This window comes from Leptolyngbya sp. FACHB-8, assembly GCF_014695575.1.
Classification (GTDB): domain Bacteria; phylum Cyanobacteriota; class Cyanobacteriia; order Elainellales; family Elainellaceae; genus Vacuolonema.
In genome coordinates this window covers 1-20,640 of sequence record NZ_JACJOO010000090.1, presented here as the reverse complement: position 1 = coordinate 20,640, position 20,640 = coordinate 1, and the positions used below count along the sequence as shown (strand labels likewise).

Annotated in this window: 18 protein-coding genes; 5 read left to right on the top strand and 13 right to left on the bottom strand. The window is 48.5% G+C overall.

What is annotated here, in order from left to right; translation table 11 throughout:
* Positions 1 to 673: 673 nt before the first annotated feature.
* Complete coding sequence (locus tag H6F91_RS26180) at positions 674 to 1,069, top strand: AbrB family transcriptional regulator (protein ID WP_190770892.1); 396 nt, start codon at positions 674 to 676, stop codon at positions 1,067 to 1,069.
* A gap of 161 nt (positions 1,070 to 1,230) precedes the next feature.
* Here H6F91_RS26180 and H6F91_RS26175 read toward each other — a convergent pair whose 3' ends face one another.
* A complete protein-coding gene (locus tag H6F91_RS26175) occupies positions 1,231 to 1,497 on the bottom strand; it encodes a hypothetical protein (RefSeq protein WP_190770893.1) in 267 nt (88 codons plus the stop codon).
* A 156-nt stretch (positions 1,498 to 1,653) separates the two neighbouring features.
* Here H6F91_RS26175 and H6F91_RS26170 point away from each other — a divergent pair, with 156 nt between their 5' ends.
* Positions 1,654 to 1,944 carry a hypothetical protein gene (locus H6F91_RS26170; protein WP_190770894.1) on the top strand — a complete coding sequence of 97 codons (291 nt, stop codon included), beginning with the start codon at positions 1,654 to 1,656 and terminating at the stop codon, positions 1,942 to 1,944.
* A 773-nt stretch (positions 1,945 to 2,717) separates the two neighbouring features.
* Entirely contained in the window at positions 2,718 to 4,181 is a 1,464-nt protein-coding gene (gene glmM / locus H6F91_RS26165) for a phosphoglucosamine mutase (protein ID WP_190770895.1), read from the top strand.
* A 75-nt stretch (positions 4,182 to 4,256) separates the two neighbouring features.
* Here the strand turns inward: glmM and ychF are convergent, their stop codons facing one another.
* From ychF to H6F91_RS26110, 11 genes are all read right to left on the bottom strand, one after another.
* Positions 4,257 to 5,348 carry a redox-regulated ATPase YchF gene (gene ychF / locus H6F91_RS26160; RefSeq protein ID WP_190770896.1) on the bottom strand — a complete coding sequence of 364 codons (1,092 nt, stop codon included), beginning with the start codon at positions 5,346 to 5,348 and terminating at the stop codon, positions 4,257 to 4,259.
* Positions 5,349 to 5,754: 406 nt separating this feature from the next.
* Positions 5,755 to 8,484, bottom strand: coding sequence for an ATP-binding protein (locus tag H6F91_RS26155; RefSeq protein WP_190789550.1), 2,730 nt, complete (start codon positions 8,482 to 8,484; stop codon positions 5,755 to 5,757).
* A gap of 418 nt (positions 8,485 to 8,902) precedes the next feature.
* Positions 8,903 to 9,376, bottom strand: a complete 474-nt coding sequence (locus tag H6F91_RS26150; protein ID WP_190770898.1) for a tryptophan-rich sensory protein — start codon at positions 9,374 to 9,376, stop codon at positions 8,903 to 8,905.
* Between the two features lie 170 nt (positions 9,377 to 9,546).
* On the bottom strand, positions 9,547 to 10,287 hold the full coding sequence (locus H6F91_RS26145; protein WP_190770899.1) for an SAM-dependent methyltransferase: 741 nt from the start codon (positions 10,285 to 10,287) through the stop codon (positions 9,547 to 9,549).
* 176 nt (positions 10,288 to 10,463) lie between these two features.
* Entirely contained in the window at positions 10,464 to 11,588 is a 1,125-nt protein-coding gene (locus H6F91_RS26140) for an iron-containing redox enzyme family protein (RefSeq protein ID WP_190770900.1), read from the bottom strand.
* Between the two features lie 929 nt (positions 11,589 to 12,517).
* A complete protein-coding gene (locus H6F91_RS26135; protein ID WP_190770901.1) occupies positions 12,518 to 13,270 on the bottom strand; it encodes a hypothetical protein in 753 nt (250 codons plus the stop codon).
* A 625-nt stretch (positions 13,271 to 13,895) separates the two neighbouring features.
* Positions 13,896 to 14,843: a prolyl aminopeptidase gene (pip, locus tag H6F91_RS26130; protein WP_190771128.1), complete on the bottom strand. Its 948-nt coding sequence runs from the start codon at positions 14,841 to 14,843 to the stop codon at positions 13,896 to 13,898.
* Between the two features lie 33 nt (positions 14,844 to 14,876).
* On the bottom strand, positions 14,877 to 15,158 hold the full coding sequence (locus H6F91_RS26125) for a hypothetical protein (protein ID WP_199308062.1): 282 nt from the start codon (positions 15,156 to 15,158) through the stop codon (positions 14,877 to 14,879).
* A 3-nt stretch (positions 15,159 to 15,161) separates the two neighbouring features.
* Positions 15,162 to 16,100: an acetyl-CoA carboxylase, carboxyltransferase subunit beta gene (gene accD, locus H6F91_RS26120; RefSeq protein ID WP_190771130.1), complete on the bottom strand. Its 939-nt coding sequence runs from the start codon at positions 16,098 to 16,100 to the stop codon at positions 15,162 to 15,164.
* A gap of 148 nt (positions 16,101 to 16,248) precedes the next feature.
* A complete protein-coding gene (locus H6F91_RS26115) occupies positions 16,249 to 16,479 on the bottom strand; it encodes a DUF2007 domain-containing protein (protein WP_190771131.1) in 231 nt (76 codons plus the stop codon).
* 160 nt (positions 16,480 to 16,639) lie between these two features.
* Positions 16,640 to 17,461, bottom strand: a complete 822-nt coding sequence (locus H6F91_RS26110) for an A24 family peptidase (protein ID WP_190771135.1) — start codon at positions 17,459 to 17,461, stop codon at positions 16,640 to 16,642.
* A 966-nt stretch (positions 17,462 to 18,427) separates the two neighbouring features.
* On the opposite strand from H6F91_RS26110, the gene H6F91_RS26105 reads away from it, so the two are divergent.
* Together H6F91_RS26105 and hemJ are read left to right on the top strand one after the other, a co-directional pair.
* Positions 18,428 to 18,652: a DUF2811 domain-containing protein gene (locus H6F91_RS26105; protein WP_190771132.1), complete on the top strand. Its 225-nt coding sequence runs from the start codon at positions 18,428 to 18,430 to the stop codon at positions 18,650 to 18,652.
* A gap of 80 nt (positions 18,653 to 18,732) precedes the next feature.
* A complete protein-coding gene (gene hemJ / locus H6F91_RS26100; RefSeq protein WP_190771133.1) occupies positions 18,733 to 19,329 on the top strand; it encodes a protoporphyrinogen oxidase HemJ in 597 nt (198 codons plus the stop codon).
* A gap of 500 nt (positions 19,330 to 19,829) precedes the next feature.
* Here the strand turns inward: hemJ and H6F91_RS26095 are convergent, their stop codons facing one another.
* On the bottom strand, positions 19,830 to 19,979 hold the full coding sequence (locus tag H6F91_RS26095) for a hypothetical protein (protein ID WP_190771134.1): 150 nt from the start codon (positions 19,977 to 19,979) through the stop codon (positions 19,830 to 19,832).
* Between the last annotated feature and the right edge of the window lie 661 nt (positions 19,980 to 20,640).

Sequence of the window (20,640 nt, the reverse complement as noted above, 5' to 3'; positions counted from 1 at the left end):
GCCCCCACTGGATAGAACCTTACTGTAGTTGTAGCCAGCCAAAGTAAGAAGAAATAAATATTCTTCTTAGGAAAACCGTGGACAGATTAGGGCGATCGCCCTAATCTGCTCTATCCACACAAGAAACTGTGAGTTTTTGAAAGTTTATCTATATACTATGGTCGTGACTTAAGTGTTCCCCCGAAGAACATGTCCCCTCAATTGACCTGCAATACACTGGTCAGTTGTTCTTAGGGGCAGTTTTTTTGATGGCGAAGAACACGAAGAACCAAACTAATTCGATAGAAGGCAAAGTTCAACGATCTCCCTGCTTTCGCATTGTAAGTAGCCAATTTAAAGTGGATTTTTGGTTGCGGCATTCATCCATCCACTGGAGATAAGAGCCCATTCAAGATATTATCCTAGAGCTTTTGTTACTGATAATCGAAGTCTTCCTAAAAGCCCATCGTCTATCGACCACTTTCTGTAAAAACCTGGATATCAAAGTTTATCTAAATCCTCTAATCGTGACAGAAAAAACTTGAACAAATTCAACTACTGCGGGGTAATATGAGGTTACCCAATCAGAAATCAGCCTGATTGCTATTTAGCAATACCTCGGATGTTTCTCCGACTGTATTTCGATTGTGTGTTCTACATGCCGTTCAGAGTTGAATGACCCAGAGTTAAGTTGATGACAAAAAAGAAGAAAGGCGAACCGCTAACAGGCGAGGCACTGCTAGCCAAGGTAAAGCAGCTTGACCATCTCAGTAAAGAGGAAAAAGCTAAAGAGTGTGGGTATTACACGACTACCAAGGCTGGGGTAGAGCGCGTCAATATGATGAAGTTCCTGAATGCCCTGATTGAAGCAGAAGGCATTCAACTAGATGGAAAGTCAGGTTCTAATGGCCGTGGTGGGCGGAGTGCGAGCTATCGCATTACTGTTCAATCCAACGGAAACCTGTTGATAGGCTCTGCTTACACTAAGCAGATGAACTTGCAACCTGGAGACGAGTTTGAGATTTCTCTAGGACGGAAGCATATTCGTCTGAAGCAACTGGATGAAGATGGTGAAGAAATGGAAAACTAAGTTTTCTATCTCACCTATCAAAATAGGCAGGCTACAGGTTGTATACTGTGCCTGCCTATTTTTTGGACAAAATTTTAAGTCGATTTTTTAGCGGTTATTTGTAGGATAAAGCCTTCGATATCTCGTGCCTCTACCCCTGAGCACCCAAATATATAAGCATCTTAGGCTTGAGCAACAGGCTGTTCTGATGAAACAGATTCGGCTGATTTCGTTTCCTCTTGAGAGCTCTCAAGACGAATAAATTTGTGCAAAGTCTGATAGAGCCAAATTTGCTGTTGAGTTGCCGAAGCAAACGAAAAAAGATCGAGACCTAGAGTGGAGGCATGCTCCTCCGCAAAACGGCGGGCATCCAATTCAGAAGTTGCCTGAATTAGAAGTTCATCAGCCAGTTCTGCGGTTCCATTAAACGAAAACTCAGCTAAAAACATACTACTCAATCGTCCTTCATGATAAGTAGGGTGATCAACTTGCCAACGACTCCTTTCTTAATCTTCCCAAGGCTTATTACTCTCGTCCATACTTCATAAAATAACGATGTTCTCTTCAGGACAAATACGTAATTCTTCGGAGAAAGAGGATACGAGATGAATTCATCAATTGGTCAACGCCTTGAGAAATATACGATTAAACATCCTGATGAAGTATTGCTTGTTACGGTCACAATAAAGGGTGAAATGGATCAAATTGCAATTTTCCGGGGCTTCTCCAGTTCCTTAATGCGACCGACGGCTTTTGACCCTGATATTCCCGTCTTACCTGACGATAGTGAAATAGTCAGCATTGACCGTCTAGCCGCTCCTTATAATCCTGAAAACCCGCGCTATTTGGAACAGGGAATTACCTGGGCAACGATGGAATCGTATTTACAACCTTAAATCTTGCGAATCCTACCTGTCTTACAGCTTAATCGTACCTCTCGAACGAGATTCTCGCTGTGAAAGCATTTGTCAGCTCGACAAACTTTCTGTAGTTAAGTCAGTAGGCGTCACTAAACATAAGACCTAAATGCTGTGCTGCCCGCTTTGCAGGTGGCACAGCATTCCGGGTCTTATGTTTAATTGCAATCACCTACTTAACCTCAGTTCGGGTTAAGGGCTTTTTCGAGTGCCGCGCTTCGCGCGGCACTCGAAAAAGCCCATTATTGCGTGCGCGACGCGCACGCAATAATGGGCGGCTCGGCTTATCCCGAACTGACGTTACTTAAAGTCATGTAGCTGCCTTAAAGGGCAGCTCTCGAAAAGTGGTTAAAGAAAACGCTACGCAGCTTTAGGAAGTCGCCTGAAGCAAGTATAGAATCCGTAAATATACTGTTTTATAAGAATTAGATGAAGCCGCTTAGTAACCTTCAACCATTCAAACTAACACTTCAAAAATGAAAGAAGGGTTTATTTTATTGGCCTACAGCCTGTACTCAAGCGCTCCTAAATATTCGCCGAGCGAACCGTTCAATTCAGCCGGATTTTGCCGTTAGGTTATGAAAATTCTATGGAAAGAAGGAGGCTAATTTATTTGAGAAGCGATACGATTAGCCTCTTAGGAACATACCACGTTTTAATTTTGACAATCAGGGTGAGTGTCAATAGGTATTTAGACTTCTTAAACAACAAGTGGTATGCTCCACTGATGTGATGTGTGGAGTGGTAAATCAATGGTTTTGTCTTCTGTTTTTGAAGAATCGGAACCGTATACGAGTGCTTCGAAGCAGCGGGTACTAGATGCTGTAGGGATAGACTATGGAAAATCCCTAGACTTACCTGCCAGCAAGCTGTTTGGTACCGACGGCATCCGTGGGCGTGTGGGAGATTGGTTCACCCCTGCGCTGGCATTTCAAGTAGGTTTCTGTGCAGGTCAAGTATTGTCTGCTAATGCAGATGGACCCTTTATTTTAGGATGGGATTCGCGGAACTCTAGTGAGACGCTGGCGATCGCCCTCACCGATGGTCTCATGGCAGCAGGCGGGGAAGTTTGGACCGTTGGCCTGTGCCCAACCCCTGTCGTAGCTCACCTCTGCCATCACGTTAAGGGTGCAGGCGGTGTGATGATCTCTGCCAGCCATAACCCTCCTGAAGATAACGGTATCAAGTTTTTTGGCCCGGATGGAACGAAGCTTAGCAGCAGCATCCAGGCCACCATTGAAGCCAATTTGCGACAGGGCGATGCGACTAATGTCCGATGGCTGAATAGCTCTACAGAAAAAGCCTTCCATCGCGCTGACCTGATACAGACCTATATTGATGCTCTGCATACACCGTTTTTACCGGAGCGGAGTCTCTGCGGTCTGCGAATTGTGCTGGATTTGGCCTGGGGCGCAGCGGCAGGAATCGGTGCTGAAGTCTTCCGTCACTTGGGGGCAGAGGTCATTTCCCTGCATGATGTTCCTGATGGCAATCGCATCAATGTCAACTGCGGCTCTACCCACCTGGCAACCCTTCAGGCTACTGTACAGACCCATCAGGCTGACCTGGGCATTGCTTTTGATGGCGATGCAGATCGGGCGATCGCCGTTGATGGAGAAGGCCGCGTTGTGGATGGTGATTACATCCTGTATCTCTGGGGTATGGAGCTCAAACGGCAGGGTTTACTTCCCGGCAATACGATTATTTCCACGGTCATGGCAAACCTGGGCTTTGAGCGGGCCTGGCAGCAGCAGGGTGGCACTCTAGTGCGTACCTCAGTAGGCGACCAGTACGTTCATGCGGAAATGGTGAAACGGGGAGCCATGCTGGGTGGCGAGCAGTCGGGCCACATCATCTGTCCTCATTATGGGTTGTCTGGTGATGGCTTGCAGACAGCATTACATTTGGCTTCCATTGTTAAAGCGTCGGGACAATCACTCACCGAGTTGCGAGATCAGAGTTTCCAGACCTTCCCACAATTGCTGCGAAATGTGCGGGTAGAGGATCGCGATCGCCGCCTCAACTGGCAACAGTGCGAACCGGTGCAGCAGGCGATCGCTGCCGCTGAAGCTGACATGGGTGCCAATGGCCGTGTTTTGGTACGGGCTTCCGGCACTGAACCCGTGATTCGCGTTATGGTTGAAGCCGCCAGCGCTTCCCTAACAGAGCATTGGACAGCAGCATTGGCTGAAGCTGTGCAAGCTCATTTGGCCTAAGCTGATGCAAAAGGCGTAAAGCAATACAAATAAAAAAAGATGGGTGGCCCAGCCACCCATCTTTTTTTGATTCAGCTACACGTTGAAACGGAAGAGTAAAACATCTCCTTCCTGTACAACATATTCTTTGCCTTCACTGCGCACCAGGCCTTTTTCCTTGGCGGCGGTCATGGAACCGGTGGAAACTAAGTCGTTATAAGCCACAGTTTCGGCACGAATAAAGCCCCGCTCGAAGTCGGAGTGAATCACTCCAGCGGCTTGAGGAGCCAGCATACCCGCACGAATTGTCCAGGCGCGAGTTTCTTTAGGCCCGGTGGTGAAATAGGTACGTAGTCCCAACAACTCGTAAGTTGCACGAATTAAGGATTTGAGGCCGCCTTCTTTCACCCCTAAAGATTCCAGGAAATCAACTCGTTCCTCTTCGGACAACTCAACCAACTCAGATTCCACCTGGGCTGAAATGATGATCACTTGAGCATTCTCTTGAGCGGCGATCGCCCGCACCTGCTCTACCCAGGCATTCCCTGTTGCCAAATCATCCTCAGACACATTGGTGGCATAAATGACAGGTTTGCGGGTGAGGAGACCCAACGGCTTAATCAGGAGTTCTTCCTCTTCTTCGAGGTCGACAGTCCGTGCCGATTTACCTTCGTTGAGCACAGGCAGAAACTTCTCTAAAGCCGCGACTTCTGTTTGAATTTCTTTGTTACCTTTGGCTTGCTTTCGAGCGCGATCTAACCGTTTCTCAATTTGAGCCAGATCAGACAAGGCCAACTCCAGGTTGATGACTTCAATATCGCGTACGGGGTCGACAGAACCAGATACATGGATGATGTCGTCATTTTCAAAGCAACGCACAACATGGACGATCGCATCCACTTCTCGAATATTGGCGAGAAACTGGTTGCCCAGCCCCTCCCCCTGGCTGGCCCCTTTGACCAATCCAGCAATATCCACAAACTCGACCCGTGCGGGAATAATTTCTGCAGAGCTAGAAATATTGGCCAGCACTTGCAACCGCTCATCCGGAACGGCCACCACTCCGGTATTCGGTTCAATGGTGCAGAAGGGAAAGTTCGCGGCCTGGGCCTTCGCGTTGGCAACCACTGCATTGAACAGGGTCGATTTGCCAACATTGGGAAGTCCGACAATTCCAGCTTGTAACATGACGGGTCTGTGAGGAAATAGCAATCAACGCTTGCTGATCTTATATCAAATCTGGTTAAACAGCCCGTAAGGGGAAAGTGCGAAGCAGTTCTCATTGTGAGCTTCAAAGCCGGAAGTTCGCACTCTAATACGGGCACGAACTCTCGGCTTTGAAGCCCAAAACCCGCTCGCCCAGGACAAACGGGTTTCGGGCTGAATTCCAAAATGAGAATTGCTGAGATTTAGCCCGTCATTCTCGACAGAAGCAACGCTTCTAATTTAACGTCAGTTCGGGATAAGCCGAACCGCCCATTATTGCGTGCGCGACGCGCACACAATAATGGGCTTTTTCGAGTGCCGCGCGAAGCGCGGCACTCGAAAAAGCCCTTAACCCGAACTGAGGTTAATTTAAATGAACCAGTTGCGCCTAAAGCCAGCGTTCGAGAATGCTGACCAGATCTTTTAAACGGAAGGGCTTGCTGAGATAATCATCCATCCCCGAGGCCAAGCACTTTTCGCGATCGCCCGTCATAGCGTAAGCCGTCACCCCTACAACGGTCGTATGAGTTGCAGAGCCCTCGCGATAACGGAGTTTTTGGGTTGCTTCGTACCCATTCAACACAGGCATTTGACAGTCCATCAATACCAGATCGTAGGAACATTCGGCTAAACGATCCAACGCTTCCTGACCATTGCTAACGGCTTCAGCCTGGTAACCCAACCGCCCCAACATACTCAAGAGCAGCGTCTGATTTTGTACAGTATCTTCCACGACGAGAATACGGGGATGCGCGTTGCTGACAATCACAGGGGAAGGCAGGTTTAGGGCAAGGGGGTCTACTGTCGCTTCAACGGCTTTAGGTTGCTCTAGGGGAACGGTAAACCAGAGTGTTGAACCTCTGCCTAAAACACTTTCAACCCCAATGGTACCGCCCATGAGATGCACAATCTTGCGGCAGATGGTCAGCCCCAGCCCCGTTCCCTCATACTGCCGGGTAGCAGATGTCTCAACTTGAGTAAAGGCTTCAAAAATTTTGGCCTGATCCTCTGGTTGAATGCCAATGCCGGTATCCCGCACACTAAACCGCAACGTGACGGCGGAGAGCGAGTTTTGAGGGTTCTCCAGATTGCGCTCTACCCGCAGCACCACCATACCTTCATCCGTAAATTTGATGGCGTTACCGATGAGATTGGTCAACACTTGCCGCAAGCGATCCACAGGCCCAATCAGATGGGGGGGAACATCTGGAGCAATGGAAGAAGCAATAATCAGTTCCTTGGCAACTGCCTGAGGCTGGAAGAACTGAATCAAATCCTGAATCATCTCCGTCAGGAAAAACTCGCGTGCGTTCAATCGTAGTTCTCCCGCTTCCAACTTTGAAAGATCCAAAATGTCATTAATAATAGCCAACAAGTTTTCGCCACCCCGAGTAATGGATTGCACATAGCCTTGCTGCTCGGCATCCAGAGTGGTGGTTTCTAGCAATTGGGTAAAACCCAGAATGGCATTCATCGGTGTGCGAATTTCGTGGCTCATATTAGCCAAAAAATCGCTCTTTGCCTGATTCGCTTGTTCCGCTTGAATAGCCGCTTCCCGCAGTTCTGTCTGCGAAACCTCCAGGGCTGTAATCAGAAGACTGTAACGGAGTTCCTGCGCGGCTTTTAGTTCCATTGCTTGCCAGGGGAGCGATCGCCCCTGCACCTGTTCCTGCCAGAGAGCAAAGGAAGTGCGAGGGCGCAGTCGCAATTCCCCCTCTGCAACAGCTTGCAGCGACAGTTTTGGGTCTCCTCCCCATCGTACGGTGTAGCTTTGCTCAGGCCGGAACCAGATCACCCGGTACGAGCGAGACTGAACATCCATAGAAATGGTCAAAATTCCCCCGACTTGGGGCTGATAGAATGCCGCTTCCGGATACTCCTCAACCAGGCGGTCTGAGTAGAACAAGGGTTGTCCATCCTGCTCTCCCAACCAGTCTCGTAAAGCTTCAACTTGTTCACGGGTCGGGGTTTCTCCGCCCAGCATCAGCCGTTGTCCCAAAACAATCGCAATGCCCTGAGCCTTCACCAACTCCAACAGTGATTGCTGATTGTGCTGCAAAATCCGTTCGATCTGATGGGGATGTTGAGCCAGCTCTTGACGAAGCGCCTCTTCAATTTGCTGAATTTGTTTGCGGTATCGTTCTGCTTCCTGTTCTTCACGCACAACTAGCTCCAGAGAGATTAATCGCCCCACCAACTCACAGAGGTTGCGCATTGGATACTCGACAGCGCAAGGGGAGCCATGATGACAGGCGATTAACCCCCACAATCCATCTTGACCGATGAGGGGGATGGACATGGATGCTGCCACACCCATATTTTGCAAATACTCCAGATGGCAGGAGGAAACCCCTCGCGTGCTAAGAGTTGTGAGGTCAATCGGCACAGAGGTAACTTTTGTACCGACAAAAGACACTGGCTTGTACGCCACGTGGGGAATTAGGCGAGGACGCGTATTCATAAACAGCGTTCTTGCCAGCATGGGAATATCTGCTGCTGGATAATGTAACCCCAAATACGGCTCCCAATCATCTCGCACGGATTCAGCAACGACTTGTCCATTAAAGCTGCCATCAAAGCGGTAAACCATGACCCGATCGAACTGGATCAAGTCGCGGATCTCCCTGGCAACGTTTTGAAAGAAATCAGATAGGTCTGCAGCTTGATTAATACGGCCGATGAGATGATTGGCTTGGGTGTAGAACAAATTTGATTGGCTGAAGTTGTGGGTTGTTGTCACCCGTTCCAATTCTAGAAGCCAGACGCCTTCAGTTTGATGGAGGCTACCCAGAACCATGGAATAGGGAGCATCTCCCGCGAAAGTTGAAGGAAGCACAAAAGGTAGGGCACTGTTGCTTCCGGGTTTGGCGATCGCCTGTTCCAACCTCTCGCCTATATCCTCCCCAACAACCGCAACTAAGGGCTGGCCTAATATTGCCTCCGGGGAGCGCCCTAAAAATTCTTGAATGTTTTGGCTAACAACCTCAATGGTCAGATCAGTAGGATGAATAGCCAGAATGGCCCCATGGGGCTGAACATGACCAATGGTATGAAGGGGTTCGTAGGTTTCGGATTCTAAATTGCGAAGTTCAGCAGTCGAAAGCGGGAACGATTTCATAGGAGGAGGGCTAAATCACAGGAAGCCCGCATAAACGGAGCGAGAGAGTATCCTCCAACTTAACAAAACACACCTGAAACAGCCTCCGGGAAATTACATCCGCTCTAGCCACACCTACGGCCATTGCTAGTGGTCTGTCAATGTTCGAGTGTTGGGTAACCTCACACTCAAACATGAAATTTGAGGAGTGTTTTGAGGGGTCTGCAACCCCTCAAAACACTTCTTGGCAGAGTACTAGTGTCGCGTCAGTTAACCTCAGTTCGGGATAAGCTGAAGTGCCCATTTTGGCGTACCGCCCAGTGCGCGGCACTCGAAAACGCCCTTAACCTGAAGGTAGGTTCGGTTTTGATGTAGTAAAAGGAGAGCGTGAAGCTTAGCTCCACGCTCTCCCTTTACTACATGGGAAATCAGCCTGAATTTAGGCAGCTTCAGGATTGAGATCGATCATACGGCGAGTTGTATAGGTACCAACAGGCGTCCAGAGGATGTAGGGAATCAGGAGCAGAACGGCTGTGGAAGAAGTGGGCAACAGGAGGGGAATGAGGGCGATCGCCAGCACCAACCCTGCCCCACCCAGAAACGTTCCGACCGCTAAGCTACGACTCCGTAACGTTGCTGGAATATAAGCCACTGTCAAAATCTCAATCAACAAATACCAGCCCATCAGGAGCCAGGTCTTTAAACTGCCCGGGTCAGCATTCCAGGTATAGTTTGCGGACGCGGCCCCACAGATAAAAATCACTGTCCAAATGAATGGAATCGCTGGTTCAAAAAAGAGCCACCAAGGACGGTCTAATCGTTTGGCCCAGAAAATGTCGCGGGGGCGGAAGAAGAATGTACCCAGCGCCACCACAAAGGTCACACCTCCAATGATCATCCAGGGTTGAAGCATAATTCTTAACCTCCTGTATTGATGTGATGAACCCAGATAGTTTTTCTAGAAACACTAATCCTGTGCGCAATGCATACACAACATGAATGCCTCTAGAAAAACTATCTATTTCATGGAAATTGATTTTCCGTACCCTGAGGGTACAGAAAATCAATTCATTAATGCCTATCTTATAAAGCTGTCATGACCTTCAGAAACTCTTCCGAAAGGCATGAATCAGAGCCGTCTTTCTCAAACAAAACCCCTGCCAGGAAGTAGATTTTTTCTGAGAAAAATGCTTTACGCTTACGTTGCAGTTCTGTAATAGTGTTGCGCACTTTTGGTTCGCAGCTGTAATAACCAAACTTGAGGGGCGACACCATAAAATCAGCAATCTGATAACCCATCTGCAAAGCGTAGTCGACGGTATCAACTGGGTTGGAGTAAGCAGAAATCATTAGCATCACTCGCTCACAACCATGGGCCAAAAGCTGTTTGGTAATGCTAGCGCCATCATGCCCACCATGCAGGGATGGCATGTAGAGCTGATCGTCGGGAGCCGGAAGGTAAGGAGGATTCGCAATCAGGCACTCGGCTTCTTCAGGAGAGTTATCAAAGAAGCACATGTTATGGACCTGGTAGTACGAACCCAGGCCATACTGCTCAATTCTTAATTGTGCTAATGCACAAGCATCGGGATTTAATTCAAACCCTTGAATCACACCATCAAAGGAGCTTTTCAAGAGCGCTCGAATCACAGGACTACCATCCCCTGCCCCAAATTCGACAATTGACTCCCCTGCCGCACCCTGAGAAAACACCATTTTCTCTAAACACTGTGCATAGAATTGTGATTCTTCAGGGCAAAAGAAGACTTGATTGGGGGAGTGAACCTCAATCATCGAATCGGAGGTCAATAGACTTTTGTTCATGGTAATGGTTCTGTAAAGAATGAAAAGGTGAAAAGTGCTGGAAAAAGATCGCTGATGCTAATTCCATGCAGCATGACATGGCTCAAAACCAGGGCTAAGAATCCTGTTTGAGTATCCTTGAGGACTCTAAAAAGAATTTATTTTTCGGGTATTAAACACCCGAAAAATAAATTGTGTTATGACGTGATAGCTGGGAGAGGTTCCCGAGCATCTTTGATGCGTTGAATAACAGCATTACCGGCTCGTTCCCCGATAAATTTCTCCTGGGCATATCCCAACAGAATTTCCCATGCTTGTTCGGGATACTGCTCAGCTAGCGGCAGGGCGACATCTTGCAGCATCCACTGCCCATGCCGCTCATCCTCCCGAATGTGCAACGCCCAGTAACCTGAAGCATCGTCACTGAGACCCAGCCTTTGAGCCGCTATCAGGTAATCGGTGTAGATGGAGGGGCCAGCGATTTCAAAGTAGGTCAGGCCACCGTTGTAGCGTAGAAAGTGGCGTTTGCATTCTGTCAACAAGAAGTTGTGGTTGATACCCGCCAACAGTTGCCAGGGAGCCAAATCAAAATAGCCTTCGGGCTGAGTATTGAGGCTCAATTCAGCCATCATTTTGGCGAAGAAAGTGGAATGCTTGCGCGACAGGCGACCATTGCCATATTCCTCAAGCAGGACTCGAATGAGCGTAGCTTGAACTTCATTGCTAGCCCCACCTAAGATGCGAGACATGCGGCTAGCTTCCACCAGGCCATCAAGGGAAGCGATCGCCAACAACCGGCGATACCCCTCAAAATCCATCTCTTCCCGCAAGAACCGGCGGTTTTCAGTGACGGGTGGTTCGAGATCTGCATCACCCCACTCATGCAGGGTTTGAGCAACATCCATCTGTTTCAGTTGCTCGACATTCATCTGGGCCAGTTCCCACTCCTGCCAGACAGACTCGATGCGATCGCGTACCCATTGCAGATAGTATGACCGCTCGTTACGATAGGAACCTAAATCGTCATACCAAAATAAGTTCAAACGATTAATGCGATAGAGAACTCGCTGTAGAAAACGATGGGCCGCTTCATCACCCGGTTCCAGTGGATCGGTATAGGCGAGGGAAAGTGCAGTGGCGATCGCAGATTCTAAAGTCTCAAGTTGCTCAGGCGATTGAGCAACGTAACGATCTAAGTCCTCCATTCCAAGCAGCTCAACCAATCGATTTTCTGCTTTTAGGAAATCGACATCTTTAGGTGTTGAAGATATTGATTTTTCGACTTTTTCTACTAATTGCCGAGGATTTACAGAAGCGACCATAGGACAGTGATAGGAATCTTTTCTTAATCAGTAGCCCATTGGTGCAAGCATTGCCCAACCAACCAACTACTTTTGTCTAATGAGACTGTAGTTAATTTAATGTAACAAGCTCGTCCATCTGTAGACAGAAACTAATGACAAAGTGCATCAATTACAACAGAAATTAAGCACTTTTCATCTCAGTCTGCAGTTACGAAGTTATAAATCAAAAAAATTCCAACTTTTGACAAACTTTATTTATCTCTTTAGATAGGCAGAGTTATTTTTGCTTCACGAAAAGCTCATATTTTGAGTGAGAGCTACCGGTTTTCTAAAGCTTTTCACGTTATTTAACCCGTATCCAAGCCCAGAACAAAACCTCCAGAACTTGGATTCGTGTTGCAGTGACTTCGCTGTTACAACAAGAATCTGGTTTTTGGAAGGAATTCATTTTTGTTTTGTACTGAGAAACCGCATACAACTTTCACCAGGTACTTCCAAATCAATATGCAGTTACACAGAATAGGAGGGGTATACCAATTTCTACAGATTGAAAATCTAGTACGCTGAGGCGTAAATATATAACCTATTTTTCAGTGGGGGTGCTTCGCACCCCCACTGAAAAATAGGTTACGGACTTAGGCCGTAGCCTACTAGTGTTGTGGTTACAGCGAACTTCGTCTGCCACAATCGCAAAACCAGGACGCACCTGAATAGAAGGGAATAGTATGTAGCACCATCCCCTTCTATTCCGCGCAGCTTCATATAACATTAGTTCGGACAGTTTTTCTGAAACCCTTGATTTTGCGTGCGCTCCGCGTACGCAAAATCAAGGGTTTCAGAAAAACTGTCCAGAGTATTGATATAAGAATGGTATTAGAAGCAGAACTCTCTTTCTAGCACTTGTCAGAGAGCTCTGCTCTTAGTAAAAAACCTATGAATATTAATTACTAAGAAGGTGGAAAACCTTCAGGTGCAGGCACGTGAATATTAACGCCTCTAGAATTGTCGCGTGTCAGTGATGAACGGTCGGATGGACACATAGGCCGACCACTAGCGTCTCCAACAATCATGCCTCGTTGGCCATTAAATAGAATGGGAACAAGAACAAGTTCCCCATCCATTTGACGAATCCGAAAGAGATCAGGATTGGCAGCCAAACAAGAGCGAATTTCCATGACATACTCATCTCCAGTTTGCTCTGTATTTTCCTGCTCGCCCCGTCGAACAGTTTGGTCTGTAGCCATATGATACGAGCCGACGGGAAATTGATTCAATGGATCATCTTCTGCAATAGGAATCGGCTCACCATAGGTGACCGTCGTAGCTACAGGCAACACATAAACATCTCTGTCAACTGGAACCTGGCTGATTAAAATAGGCGCTTCAGAAGCTGAGACTTGCTCCATTGATGCAGAGACAGATAAAGGTGAAAACATAGGCATCGTCATTTCAGGCATTACATGGGTTGAAGCCAACGGCTGCACAACGGCTTTGGCTAAACCTTTATCTGGTGCTGGCAATTCAGGTGGCGCAACGGAAACCTCTGGGCTGATCTCTACCGCTATATCAGAATCCGGATCCAAAGCATTTAGTTTGGAACCTGTCGTGGAATCAGGAGAAGGAATTGCACTGGCTTTTTGCGAGACTTCTTGAAGGGCAAAAACAGCCAGAGTTGAGAGAGCGAGAGGCTTAAACCGCATAACTAGTTCAGAGTATAGGGATTCTCTCCCTTTAACTACTCTAAGCAAAGTGATCCGTAAAAAATGGAGAGGTTAATCAGGAATTTGAACTCCGGCTGAATATACGGATAGATCTCATTCAGTGCGCTACATTGTTCCACAATTCATTCACTTAGGCTTTACGCAAGTTCCCTATCAGCAATTCTCAGTAACCTCAGTTCGGGTTAAGGGCGTTTTCGAGTGCCACGCGTTGCGCGGCACTCGAAAACGCTTATTTTGGCGTGCGCTTTGCGCACGTCAAAATAAGCACTTCAGCTTATCCCGAACTGAGGTTCAGTATGGGCATCAAAGCCAAGAGTTCACGCCCTACGGGCGTGAACTCTTGGCTTTGATGCCCGAAAACCGCGCGCCTTTGGCGCGCGGTTTTCGGGCCTGATTTCAAAACGAGAATTGCTGGTTCCCTATATTTAGGGCAGTTTTGTTGTGTGTGGCGTGTAGTGTACTTCACACGCCACACACAACAAAACTGCATAAATTCTGCACTCATTTATGAGCAGGACTTTGACATAGGCGAAACCTGGGTACGCAGACCCCCGATTTTTCTAAAAAACTAGGGGTCTAAATCTTTTATGTCAATGCCATCCACTTATAGGTCAGCGAAGCGATCGCTCGCATCCAATAAAGCATCCCGAACCCCTGGCTCATTCATGGAGTGCCCAGCGTCAGGAATAACCAGAAACTCAGCTTCAGGCCAGGCTTGGTGAAGTTCCCAAGCAGAAATCATGGGGCACACCACATCGTAGCGACCCTGCACAATGACTGCCGGGATGTGGCGAATGCGATCCACGTTTCGATACAGCTGATCTTCCGTCTCGAAGAAGCCTTTGTTGACAAAGTAATGACACTCGATTCGCGCAAAGGCATCCGCAAAATCATCCTGGGCAAAGCGTTCCTGCTGCCTGACATCGGGCAGCAGCTTGCTGGTGCTGGCCTCCCAAACAGACCAGGCGCGGGCAGCTTCTAGACGTACCCGAAGATTATCGCTAGTCAAACGTCTGTAATAAGCATGAATTAAATCATGCCGCTCCTCTGGAGGAATGGGTTTCAGGTAGTCCTCCCAGGTATCGGGGAAGATATAACTGCATCCCTCCTGGTAAAACCACAGCAACTCTTTCTGACGGAGCGTGAAAATTCCTCTTAAGATTAAGCCTTTGCAGCGCTCTGGATGAGTTTGGCTATAGGCTAGGGCTAGGGTGCTGCCCCAACTGCCACCAAATACAACCCACTGTTCAATCCCCAGATGCTGACGAATCACTTCAATATCGCGTACCAGATCCCAGGTCGTATTCTCCCGCAGCTCTGCATGGGGCGTACTGCGACCACAGCCCCGTTGATCAAACAAAATGATGCGATACTTTTCGGGGTTAAAGAACTGCCGATACATCGGGTTGCTACCGCCCCCTGGCCCCCCATGCAAAAATACGACGGGCTTACCCCGTGGATTTCCCGCTTGCTCCACATACAGTGTGTGCAACCCCGACACGGGGAGCATTTCCCTGAAATAGGGGTCAATCGGTGGGTAAAGTTCCCGCATGGATTCGTAAAAGATATAAGTTTTTCTATTGCATTAGCCCGGAGGCAAAACTTTGGCAGTGCCGCGATCGCCCTGCCAAATAATCCAGCCGACTGATGGGTCTAGCTCATCCGCTTGTGTGGTGACCTTGAAGTAAAGCTTTTGGCGATCGCTCGTCTCCACCGCAAAGTCAGCTCGCTCTGCATACAGCACCTTAAAGCCGCGTGCTTGCAGACAGTATTTCGCCCAGCCCTTTAGACTATGCTTCTGCGACTCGTAGGGAATAGCTGGATCTTGGAAGACAACTTGAATTGCATCGAACGGTGTCATTGCCATGCCTCAATCTGCCGTATGGGTGGGCAGGGGGAAGGAGTCGGGCACCTGTAAGGCATTGTGGTGAAACGGAACGTGGTTAGGTGCAGAAAGTTGATGCAGTTGAATCAATTGCGTCAGTGTTACCTTGAGCTGGGTACGAGGCACGATCAGATCTACAAAGCCGTGATTCAACAAATATTCAGCGGTTTGGAAATCGTCGGGCAGCTTCTCACGCAACGTTTGCTCTACAACTCGGCGTCCAGCAAAGGCGATCGTCGCTTTTGGCTCGGCGATAATAATGTCGCCCAGCATAGCGAAGCTAGCCGTCACGCCTCCTGTAGTGGGATGGCTCAAAACTGGAACGTATAGAAGCCGTGCTTCCTTGTGGCGTTGAAGCGCAGCAGAAATCTTGGCCATCTGCATGAGGCTCAACATCCCCTCTTGCATCCGGGCTCCACCCGAAGCGCAGACGATCACAACAGGGAGCCGCTCACGGGTTCCCCGCTCTACCAGCCGAGTCAGTTTTTCACCGACGACCGAGCCCATGCTTCCACCCATAAAGCGGAAATCCATCACACCCAGAGCGACAGGCTCGCCATTAATTTTGCCAATCCCTGTGGTACAGCCATCCAGCAACCCGATCTTTTCCTGAGTCTCCCGCAGGCGATCGCCATAGGCCTTGCGATCGCGGAACTTGAGAGGATCTGTGGGTCGCAGATGATCATCCATCGACTCCCAGGTTTTTGCATCGATGAGCTGGTAAATGCGCTCCTCGCCATCCACCCGGTTATGGTGCCCGCAGTCTGGGCAGACCATTTGATTGGCCCGCAGATCTTTGGTGTAGGTCAACACCCCACAGGCGACACACTTGCTCCATAAGCCGTCAGCAATTTCGCGTTCCTGACGTTCCTGGCTAATGGGGCCAGCTTTCCGGCGATTCGCAAACCAATCAAACAGGGACATGAAGAGTAACGGGGTAGAGAGTGAATAACATATCTGGACAGCGTTCAACCAAGAACGATCCAGAAACCTCAACAATAGCGAAAAATGGGGCCACCTGGATGCCGTCTAATCTGGAAAGTGGTGGTCGCCTCCCCATGGGTTACCGGGCTCAGCCGCCGAAGGAGCCTTCTGTGGCTTCTTCTTCAAGGGGACTGAGAAGCAGCAGAGCCGTCCATTGGTCGCGCGATCGAACCTCCAGTACGGCAGGGGCTCCACATCCAAAGTGAGGTTGTAACCCTCGACTCAGGACACGGGCCGGAATACCGTGGGCCTCCAGCATTTGCTGCATCATCTCAGCTTCCCAGAGGGAGCTGGTCGTTTTGAGAGTAATCCAGTTCACTCCAACCTGAAGGGTAGATTGACGACGCTTGTGGAGATTTTATCAGAGTCAGTTGGGTTTAGAAGAAGTTGTGTGCGGCGCAATGCGCTGCACACAACTTCTCGATGAATGGAGCTGTTTTTCGGGCGCTTGCACAAAACAACAAGCGTTAGAACAGGCCCTAGAACATGGGGAAAAAGAGTTGGCGGTAAGCGTAGAGCAGGGAGTCGCCAAAGAAGACGGCGAGGATGGCGGAGAGGGCGAGAAAGGGACCAAAGGGGATGGGTTGGCGGCGGCTAATTAGCTTCAAGGCGATCGCCCCACCACCCACTAACGCACCCAGAAAGCAGGCTATTAATCCAGCCAACAGGAGGTGTGACCAGCCCAGCCAGGCTCCCATCATGGCAGCGAGTTTGGCATCGCCACCGCCCATGGCTGCTTGCCCCAGGGCGATCGCCCCCACCACAGAAATCAGGGTGAAGATCCACATTCCCACCACGGCTCCCACAATACCCGTCATCAGGGTGTGTGGAACACCACCTGTAGCGGTTGGGTAGAGCCAGCCCAAGGCAGCTTGAAAGACCAGCCCTAGCACAAGCCCAGACTGGGTCAAAGGATTGGGCAGTGTCATCGTATCCAGATCGATAAACGACAGGGCAATGAGCCAGCTAAACAGCACCCAGTAGCCCAGCATGATCCAGCCCCAGCCAAAAGCCCACCACACCGCCACAAACAGCAGCCCTGTGGCCGTTTCAATTAGAGGGTAGCGAGGGGAAATACGAGTTTTGCAATAACGGCAACGGCCCCTCAGCCACAGCCAGCCCAGCACAGGCACATTGTCGTACGGCTTAAGGGTATTGCGGCATTTGGGGCAGCGAGAGGGGGGATGGATGAGCGATATTCCGGCTGGCAGGCGATAGACCACCACGTTCAGGAAACTGCCGATGCAGGCTCCAATCATAAAAACGATCGCCCCCAACACTCCTGACACAATCGCTTCCATCTTGCTCTCCTGGCACTGTCCTGACTTCAGGTTACCCCCAGAGGCAGAGGAAGGCAGCATCGAGCAATTCACACCCAAACTGCTGTCTCTACCAAAAGACATAGCATGTACCACATCCTGAAGGGTTTCACTCTCATAAATCGCTTTACTCTCAAGCCCAGAGAAAAAGTCACGTTTTCCACAGGCAAAGTGACGTCGATTTAAAACCACCGAAAAATTTATTACTGAATTTTCAAGTCTCACTCAGGGAAAATCTGAGGTTTTCAACAGCCTCTCCAACACAAAACGCAATGTATCCACAGGATACAGAAGGGCTCAAGCCACAATATGACACGGATCTACAGATTGCGTGAGTAGAAAAATCAGGAAAATTTGATTTTTGATTTTTTTAGCGGGGTTTGTAATTCTTATCTTCCGTAAGACTTTTCCCCAGAGCATTCCACATGATTTCCACAAAACCACAAAAGTTTTCCACAGGGGATCTCGAGTTTTCCACAGGGGGTGACGAAAACATCAGGCGTTGATGCGTCTGTTGGGGAATTCTGTGGAAAAGGGCGATCGGCCGAGAAATATGAGAAAAAGGTAAAGTAGTGTAAAAAAAACTGGCCTCAAACCCTGATTCTCTCGTAAAGCTAAAGCTATTCTGAAGGCAAATATTACAGAACCTGGCGTTGACAACCCCTCCCCCCTGTAGCGCACAATGATGCGACCACCACTTGAAACGCCTCTTTCAAAAGCAGCGGATTCCCTGGTTTCTGGATCTCCGGTTTAGGGGATTGACATCTGCTGTTAAGAGGCTATGTGTTCAGTGGAGGCTGTGCAAATAAATGAGACGGCTCCGGGCAAGACTAAATTTCCTGGCGGCTAGGGTTTAGTGTGTGTTTTCCTGCCATAAACCCGATCTGGCTGCTACTTGTTTGGTGGGTCGCCCCTTTCTATGTTTACTGCCCAAAATTGAGGTGTTGTATGAACGCGACGGTTAGCATTCTCGCCGAGATTCCCGAAGAGCTACACGAGTCCCTCAAGAGCTATCTGGAAACCCACCCCGACTGGGATCAGGATCGGGTATTTGTCGCCTCTCTATCGTTGTTTTTGTTGCAAAACGGCAGCCACAATACCGTGGACTCGTCCCGTAGCTACCGTCGGGCTGCTCGCGTCTATTTAGATGCTCTGTTCAAACAAGCGGTCTAGTCCCAGGAAATAGGCCAGGGCTAGAAATGCCTCAAGCAATGGGCGTATGATCAGGGGATTAAGATGATGAAGTTGAACCCATGAATTACCTGTGGTTTAAGTCCTTTCATATTATTGGCGTCGTTGTCTGGTTTGCTGGGTTGTTCTACCTGGTGCGCCTCTATGTGTACCACGTGGAGGCGAATGAACAGCCAGAGCCAGCCAAGAGCATTCTCCAGAAGCAATACGAAATCATGGAGAAGCGCCTTTATAACCTGATTACAACGCCTGGGATGGTATTAACAGTGGCGATGGCGATCGCTCTGGTTATATCCGCACCCGACCTGCTTAAGGAAACCTGGCTTCATGTGAAATTGTCTTTTGTATTGCTCACATTGGCTTACCACTTTTACTGTGGTCGAGTCATGAAGCAACTAGCAGCAGGGACTTGTCGATGGACTGCACAGCAACTTCGAGGGCTGAATGAAGTACCTACGGTATTTCTGGTCTTAATTGTGTTGCTGGCTGTTTTCAAGAACCAGTTGCCTACCAGTGCAACGGCCTGGGGAACGTTGGGTCTGATCGTGGCAATGGCCGCCATCATTCAGCTCTATGCCCGTAAACGTCGACTTGACAAAGAACGGGCTGCTCAAGCGCAGGCTCTGGGTGAAACTGAAATGAGTGGCTCAGCTTCCTAAGATCTGTTGCCGGAAGCATCTACACTGGATCGAATTGATTTCGTAACAATTGCATACTGTCTAACTCAATAGTTCATCTTTCACGGAGACTGTCCTGAAATGGCACTCCTAAAAACTAAATAAATCCACAAAAGCGCAGTAAAACTGCGCTTTTTGCGTTTTATGGTTCTAGCAATTTCTATTAGACTTCCTGCGTGAATCGTAGCGCAGCTAAGCCGCGCTACGATTCACGCCCTCAACAACCGGAATCATACAGGAGGTCTATTAGATAGGGTGAATTTTACTCACATCTTTCTTTCCAAAACCAAAGCCCAGAGGGGTATTTTTTGACGCTTTGCATCAAAAAATACCCCTCTGGGCCCCGATCTGCAAGCGAAGCGGATTTATCCACTTCGCTTACATGGGATGTACTTGGTAGACTCACCATGAACTCAAGGAGTCACACTAGAAAGTCTGAAAGCATTTAATTTGTGGATGTTATGTCCCAAAATCAACATCTTCTAACGAGAATGACGGGTAGCCTTTGTTGGATCTCCATCGTAGGGTAGTACTCCGGTTGCTGGGTATTCATCCCGGTTTGGGGAGAAGATACGTAATGCACCATCCCAGAGATATTGCAATGCATAGCTAACAGATTGCAGAGCTTTCATAGGTGACCTCACAATCAGGCTGAAGGGAATGTATAGAAATCAATTCTTCTGAATACCCAATGCTGTCGTTGGTGTAGCTATGACAACAAGCGGGAGAAGAGAGCGTAACGATGGAGAGAGTAGAAGGCAAGATATGCTTACTTATCCTACTTCAATCATATAAAAAACATTCCTAGGGAGCTGAGTTTGCCACCATTCTTTACAGTCTTCAATAGGTGGGCATCATTAAACATAGAATCCAGGATGCCGTGTTTCCCACAAATCGGGTAACACGGCATCCTGGATTCTATGTTTAATTGAGTTACATAGCATTTTTTGAAATGTCTGGCTTTTAAGAATTAGACCGCATTTAACCCATTTGCTTTCATCAAAATCCTATAGTGGTTAGCGATCTCAGCATGTCGTCAAATTCGGATTGAAACAGGTTCTTCAATGAAGGCTAAAATCATAAAAGGGATTAGTTTTTGACGTATTTAATATGCAAAAACCAATCCCTTTCATATCTCTTCACAGCAAATTGGTACAGATCTTTAGAAGAGTTGATAAGCCTTAGGAGGTTTCTGCATAAGAATTTACCCAGAATGTTGGTGCTTTGCCCGCGAAGCGGGCAAAGCACCAACATTCTGGGTAAATTCATTACTGGAAATCTCCTTAGTTTTTG

Coding starts and splice junctions, on each gene's coding strand:
- H6F91_RS26150 (WP_190770898.1), bottom strand. CDS start 9,376: ATGCTTCAACCCTGGATGATCATTGGAGGTGTGACCTTTGTGGTGGCG.
- H6F91_RS26135 (WP_190770901.1), bottom strand. CDS start 13,270: ATGCGGTTTAAGCCTCTCGCTCTCTCAACTCTGGCTGTTTTTGCCCTT.
- H6F91_RS26095 (WP_190771134.1), bottom strand. CDS start 19,979: ATGAAAGCTCTGCAATCTGTTAGCTATGCATTGCAATATCTCTGGGAT.
- H6F91_RS26110 (WP_190771135.1), bottom strand. CDS start 17,461: ATGGAAGCGATTGTGTCAGGAGTGTTGGGGGCGATCGTTTTTATGATT.
- pip (WP_190771128.1), bottom strand. CDS start 14,843: ATGCGGGAACTTTACCCACCGATTGACCCCTATTTCAGGGAAATGCTC.
- H6F91_RS26170 (WP_190770894.1), top strand. CDS start 1,654: ATGAATTCATCAATTGGTCAACGCCTTGAGAAATATACGATTAAACAT.
- glmM (WP_190770895.1), top strand. CDS start 2,718: ATGGTTTTGTCTTCTGTTTTTGAAGAATCGGAACCGTATACGAGTGCT.
- H6F91_RS26125 (WP_199308062.1), bottom strand. CDS start 15,158: ATGGCAATGACACCGTTCGATGCAATTCAAGTTGTCTTCCAAGATCCA.
- H6F91_RS26145 (WP_190770899.1), bottom strand. CDS start 10,287: ATGAACAAAAGTCTATTGACCTCCGATTCGATGATTGAGGTTCACTCC.
- ychF (WP_190770896.1), bottom strand. CDS start 5,348: ATGTTACAAGCTGGAATTGTCGGACTTCCCAATGTTGGCAAATCGACC.
- hemJ (WP_190771133.1), top strand. CDS start 18,733: ATGAATTACCTGTGGTTTAAGTCCTTTCATATTATTGGCGTCGTTGTC.
- H6F91_RS26105 (WP_190771132.1), top strand. CDS start 18,428: ATGAACGCGACGGTTAGCATTCTCGCCGAGATTCCCGAAGAGCTACAC.
- H6F91_RS26180 (WP_190770892.1), top strand. CDS start 674: ATGACAAAAAAGAAGAAAGGCGAACCGCTAACAGGCGAGGCACTGCTA.
- H6F91_RS26140 (WP_190770900.1), bottom strand. CDS start 11,588: ATGGTCGCTTCTGTAAATCCTCGGCAATTAGTAGAAAAAGTCGAAAAA.
- H6F91_RS26175 (WP_190770893.1), bottom strand. CDS start 1,497: ATGTTTTTAGCTGAGTTTTCGTTTAATGGAACCGCAGAACTGGCTGAT.
- H6F91_RS26155 (WP_190789550.1), bottom strand. CDS start 8,484: ATGAAATCGTTCCCGCTTTCGACTGCTGAACTTCGCAATTTAGAATCC.
- accD (WP_190771130.1), bottom strand. CDS start 16,100: ATGTCCCTGTTTGATTGGTTTGCGAATCGCCGGAAAGCTGGCCCCATT.